Below are 6,060 nucleotides of genomic sequence, written 5' to 3'. Positions count from 1 at the left end.
ATAATTGCTATTTGACTACACGAACTCGGAGTTATTATGACCAAACGGGTACAACACACGGTACAACTTGGGTACAACTTTTTTGCTTATAGTTGCTTTAATGTGCGTAGAGGTACATGGCCTAAAAATGGTAGAATGGACGATTAATGTGGTGTAGGGACAAAAAAGGGCTGAATCCGTTAGAATTCAACCCTAGTTTGTGACCTTGTCGGGATTCAAACCTGAAACCTCCTGAGCCGTAATCAGGATGCTCTATTCAGTTGAGTCTACAAAGCCAAATTAATTTGTACTCGCGACGGATGCCACGGTTCAAATATTTATGCAAATATAGTTGAGTCTATTATTTTGTCTCAACCATTTAAAAGTATTTTTAATAAAAATAAGGAGGCCGTTGCCGTCCCATCGTATTTGATCACCAACCAGCGATTTTGTAGTCGCCATGCCACCAGAGTACTACCCATGGTCTGTATGCCAATCCGATAAGGAGACACACAAATGAAGCATAATATAGGAAGGAAGTGATATGTTTTGTCGCTTCCAAAGCGCCAGATGACAGCAAGTTTTGATTTCTCTTTGCTCCAATCCTTCGATCACATCACCCACCTTGATATCGTTGAAGCTTTTGATCGAGATACCACATTGGTCGCTGGTGTTTCACTTCAGACACATCGTCTTTGAATCGCTTCAATTGTCCTATTTCACCTTCGTAAGTCACGATACCGTCTCTAATCAATCGAATGTTGTTTGAACGTTTCACATATCCGTCAGTCACATAACAGCCTGCTACAGTACCTACCTTAGATATTTTGAATACTTCTCTCACTTCTATGTTACCCGTGATGACTTCTTCTACAGTAGGAGCCAATAGGCCTTCCATAGCGTCTTTCACTTCGTTGATTGCATCGTAGATGATCGAGTATAGTCGGATTTCTACTTCGTCAGTTTCGGCAATTTTCTTAGCTCCTCCAGATGGGCGAACTTGGAAACCAATGATGATCGCATCTGAGGCAGAAGCAAGCAACACATCAGATTCTGAAATCTGCCCCACACCTTTGTGAATGATGTTTACTTGTACTTCTGTGGTAAATACAGTTTCAATAATGAATCAGACAAGGCTTCTACAGATCCATCCACGTCACCTTTCACGATCACGTTCAATTCTTTAAACGAACCGATTGCCAAACGACGACCAATCTCATCCAAAGTAATGTGCTTCTTAGTTCGGATGTTTTGTTCTCGTTGTATTTGCTCGCGTTTAGTCGCAATTTCACGGGCGTCGCGATCAGATTCCATGACATTGAACTTGTCTCCTGCTTGTGGCGCACCATCTAGTCCTAGCATTTGTAGTGGGGTAGAAGGACCAACTTTGGTTAGTTTTTTGCCTGTGTGATCAAACATGGCCTTTACCTTACCGAAGTAAGATCCAGCCAATACCACGCCGCCCACATTCAATGTGCCCGACTGTACCATCATGGTGGTAACATGTCCACGCCCCTTTGTCCAGAGATGCTCTCAATGGTCGAACCGAGCCGCTTATCTCGTTAGCATTCGCTTTTAGCTTCCAAGACTTCGGCTTTCGAGCAGTATCTTTCTCAGGGAGGTCATCGATACCTTGTCCTCCTTTTAAGGCAGAGATTTCTTGACACTCGGTAATTACCCCCCCAGTCCTCTGCTCAGTATATTGTTGGCCGACAATGCTTCCATAATTTTATCAGGGTTAGCGCTTAGGCTCCTGTCTACTTTGTTGATTGCAATAATGATCGAGAACACCAGCTACCTCGGCGTGATTGATTGCCTCTTCAGTTTGTGGCATCACGTCATCGTACTAGCCTGCTAGCTACGATGATTACAATATATTCTGTACATCTTGGCACCCCTCGCTCTCATGGCGGTAAAGGCTTCGTGACCAGGTGTATTCAAGAAAAGCAATTTTCTTGCCCCGACTCGAGTGGTATACGTCATCAGGCGCCGATGTGCTGGGTGATACCACCTGCCTCACCCTGCCAGTTACTTCTAGAATCTCTAATGTAATCGAGCAAAGAGGTCTTGCCATGTGATCTGCGTGTCCATGTCATAATGGTGACAATCGGAGCCACGGTCGATGCAATGATACTTCTGAATCTTCTTCTTCGGCTACATCTACTTCATCAGTCTTGTGTGGTGAAGTCTACGTTGTGATCCAAATCTCATCAGCAATGATGGTGATCGATTCAGCATCGAGTCTCTGGTTGATAGACACAAACATGCCCAAAGACATACAGGTTGAAATGATGTCGTTGACAGACACGTCCATCAAACTAGCCAAGTCATTAGCGGAAACGAACTCAGTTACTTTTAGTATCTTAGATTCTTCCTGTTCTTGCATTAGCCTTTCTTCTTCGGCATCTGCTACGGCGGATCGTTTTTCTTTTCTGTATTTCGATCTGCTTACACCAGAGTTGGTATTTCCACCGCTCAGTTTGGCAAGTGTGGCTTTGATCTTATCTTGAATTTCTTTGTCGGTCAATTCTTCTTTGACGACTTTCTTTTTGCCTTTGTCGAATCTGCCTCCTTGTGCTGGTCTTGCATTTCTAGGTCCACCGACTTCCTTCTTAGACGTGCTGATACGTTTTCTAGGGCGCTTTTTATCGCCAGACGTGTCAGATGAAGACGGACTTAGCTCTTCGTCTCCTCTACTTGGAGCTTTAGGCAATTCGATTTTACCTAATACTTTGAGTCCTCGTAGAGAATCCGCTTTGGCTTCGATGGTTTTGTTTTCTTCTTTTACGACAGGTGCTGGAGTTTCGTCTGGTTTAGCTGGCTCCTGTTTAGGAGCAGGTGTAGGTGTTTTTTCTACTGCCTTTGGTTTAGCTTCAGTTTTGGCCTCTGTTTTTTTAAGGGCTTCTTCCTTTTTAGGCTCTTCTTTCTTTGGCTCTTCTTTTTTAGGTTCTTCTTTTTTAGGTTCTTCTTTTTTAGGTTCTTCTTTTTTAGGTTCTTCTTTCTTCACCTCAGGAGCTGGCGCTTTTTCTTCTACCTTAGGAGCTTCCTCTTTCTTAGGTTCTTCTTTTTTCTTGGCGCCATCAAGATCAATCTTACCGACTACTTTGAAACCTTGAAGTTTTGGGCTGTCTACAGATGACTCTTCTGTTTTTGCAGTTTCTTCAGGCTTCTCTTCCGCAGCAGGAGCGTCTTCTACGGGAGCAGTATTGTCTGTAATAAGAATCTCTTCTTCTTTGACGGGCTCTTCTTTTGCCGGAGTAGCTTCGGCAGTGATCACCACATTGTCGCCAGATTTGGTGCCAATAGTGAGACCGCTGGCCTCTTCCTTCTCATGTGCAGAATCGGCATATTCTTTTGCCAGTATCGCATATTGATCCGGAGTAAGCTTGGTGTTGGGGCTCCGCTCTATCTCATGCCCCTTGCTAGACAAGAATTCTGCGACGGTATCCATACCGACATTTAGTTTTCTTGCTGCCTGATTGAGTCTTATCATTTTACCTTCAGCCATAGTCAATTAAAAAGTATTCTTCTGATTTTAATAATCAGTTATTGTTCAAATTCTTGTTTTAACACACCCAAAGGACATTATTGATGGTCTCTTCTTCCAAATCAGTTCTTCTAAGCAATTCTTCAGTAGAAAGTGACAATACACTCTTAGCTGTATCCAAACCGATTTTTCTCAATTCGTCGATTACCCAATCTTCGATTTCGTCGGTGAATTCCGCCAAGGCTACATCTTCTTCCTCTAGTCCGTCTAGTTCTCTGAAGACGTCTATCTCCATGTCTACTAGTCTACTGGCTAGTTTGATGTTTTGTCCACCTTTTCCGATAGCCAAAGATACTTGGTCGGGCTTGAGGTAAACAGACACTCGCTTATTCTCTTCTTCGATTTTGATGCTTGTAATTTTCGCTGGACTTAGTGCTCTAGTGATATAGAGATCCAAGTTGTCAGTGAAGTTGATCACATCAATGTTTTCATTTTGTAATTCACGCACAATGCTGTGAATTCTTGACCCTTTCATGCCCACACAGGCACCTACAGGATCAATTCTGTCGTCGTAAGACTCTACTGCTACTTTAGCTCTTTCTCCTGGCTCACGAACCACTTTTTTGATGGTGATTAATCCATCATAAACCTCTGGTACTTCACTTTCGAAAAGTCTTTCGAGGAAAGTAGGAGAGATTCTAGATAAGATAATTCTAGGGTTGCCGTTTACGATCTCTACGCGATCTACAATGGCTCTTACCGAATCACCTTTTCTATACCTGTCTTTGCTGATTTGTTCTGATTTAGGAATCGTCAATTCGTTTCCGTCTCCATCGATCAGCAGAACTTCTCTACTCAAAGTTTGATATACTTCGCCTGTGATGATTTCACCTACGAGATCTTTATATTTTTGAAATAGAATGTCTTTTTCTAGGTCTTTGATTTTTTGAATTAAGGTCTGACGTGCAGTCATTACCATTCTTCTACCAAAATCAAGCAGTTTCACTTCTTCAGCTACTTCTTCGCCAATTTCGAAATCGGGCTCTATTTTTCTAGCCTCGGTCAGACTGACCTTGTCATGATCCCAGATGTCTTCTGAGTTGTCATCCACAATTTCTCTAAACCTCCAAATTTCAAGGTCACCTTTGTCAGCATTGATAATGATGTCAAAATTGTCATCATATTCAAACTTCTTTCGGATCATAGTTTTGAATACATCTTCGAGTATTCTTATCATCGTAGGACGATCTACATTTTTGCTTTTTGCAAAATCCGAAAACGACTCTATTAATACAGAACTATCCATTTTATTATTTGAATGAAACTAGAACAATAGTTTTATTTATTTCCTCAAAATTAAGGACTTTGGACTCAGTAGTTTTTTTCTTTTTGTCTATCAAAACTTCTAATTCGATGGACTTGTCATCTACTTTGGTGAGTTGACCTTCCACTAGGGAGTTGTCATTCAAAGTCACTTTTACATTTTTGCCAATGTTTTTGACATACTGTCTGTTCAGTTTGAGTGGGTGATCTAACCCTGCTGAAGAGACTTCTAATGTCAGCGGTTCGTCCAGATCAATTTCTTCATCAATAAAACGAGAAACTTCGCGGCTTACCTTAGAACATTGTTCGATCGAAATCCCATGATCGCCATCGAGCAATACAATGACTTTCCCAACTTGGGCGTTTCCTTTTTTGATGATATCCACTAAAAACAGGTCGTCCTGTTCTGCAAGGATACTTTCAACAAGTGTTTGTATTTTATTTACGATGCTCTCAGTCACAATTTCTACCATAAAAATAGGGGACTCAAGTCCCCTCATTCCTGAAATCTATATTTCGAATGCAAATTTAGATGAATAATCCGTCAAAACAAATATTTGCTTGATTAATGGGCTGTGGAGTAATCAAGCAGATCTAAGTAGAAGATAAGGGGCATTGGTACATTCTTTATAGGGTTTGAAAGTTTGGCTTTTCGGCTCTAATCGTTGGGCTTAAAGTAAAGGACTTTATATTTTCAACTATAAATAGGGCTTTGTTTGCCGTGTGGGAAAATCCAATTTTTCTACTACTTACCACTAAGCCTGATCGGAACGTTTTACTTTTGTAGAAAGTTGATCTGAATTTTATGAAAAACATTGAAACTCAAATATTGATAGAAGCACCTGTGGAAGTGGTGTGGCGCGTGTTGATGAATTTTGAAGCGTACCGAGATTGGAATCCATTTATCACTATAGAAGGGGAACCTGTGTTGGGGAATAAGTTAGATGTGATTATTAACATGGATGGAAAGAAAAACTTTTTTAAACCTAAAGTAGTCGTGTGTGAAGAAGGTCGCCAATTTGAATGGATGGGCAAAATCTTGCTGAAAGGTCTTTTTGCAGGCAACCATTATTTCAAACTCCATCCAGTTACTGAATTCCAGACCCAACTGATACATGGTGAAAACTTCTCTGGTCTTTTGCAAGGCCCAATTATGAGAAAGATTAGAGAAAAAACGATGCGTGGATTTGAAACGATGAATATTGCTATGAAGGAGTACTCGGAGAATCGTGTGATTTAGTATGCGTGCATAACTAATTGATCTATTCCTT

Annotated in this window: 2 protein-coding genes, 1 tRNA gene and 2 pseudogenes; 1 reads left to right on the top strand and 4 read right to left on the bottom strand. The window is 41.2% G+C overall.

Annotated elements, in window-relative coordinates:
• Positions 1-200: 200 nt before the first annotated feature.
• The 4 genes and pseudogenes from N7U62_RS22655 to rimP all read right to left on the bottom strand — a co-directional run bounded on the left by N7U62_RS22655 (position 201) and on the right by rimP (position 5,289).
• Positions 201-276: transfer RNA gene (locus N7U62_RS22655), tRNA-Arg, on the bottom strand.
• Positions 277-453: 177 nt separating this feature from the next.
• A pseudogene (infB, locus tag N7U62_RS22650) lies at positions 454-3,487 on the bottom strand (translation initiation factor IF-2).
• Positions 3,488-3,525: 38 nt separating this feature from the next.
• A pseudogene (nusA, locus tag N7U62_RS22645) lies at positions 3,526-4,772 on the bottom strand (transcription termination factor NusA).
• 4 nt (positions 4,773-4,776) lie between these two features.
• A complete protein-coding gene (rimP, locus tag N7U62_RS22640) occupies positions 4,777-5,289 on the bottom strand; it encodes a ribosome maturation factor RimP (protein ID WP_263052632.1) in 513 nt (170 codons plus the stop codon).
• 305 nt (positions 5,290-5,594) lie between these two features.
• Here rimP and N7U62_RS22635 point away from each other — a divergent pair, with 305 nt between their 5' ends.
• On the top strand, positions 5,595-6,029 hold the full coding sequence (locus N7U62_RS22635; RefSeq protein WP_263052633.1) for an SRPBCC domain-containing protein: 435 nt from the start codon (positions 5,595-5,597) through the stop codon (positions 6,027-6,029).
• Positions 6,030-6,060 lie beyond the last annotated feature (31 nt).

The sequence above is a fragment of the Reichenbachiella ulvae genome (assembly GCF_025833875.1).
In the GTDB taxonomy this organism is placed as follows: Bacteria; Bacteroidota; Bacteroidia; order Cytophagales; family Cyclobacteriaceae; genus Reichenbachiella; species Reichenbachiella ulvae.
Note: the sequence above shows the minus strand (reverse complement) of the source record. Positions and strands in the feature narration are given on the sequence as shown.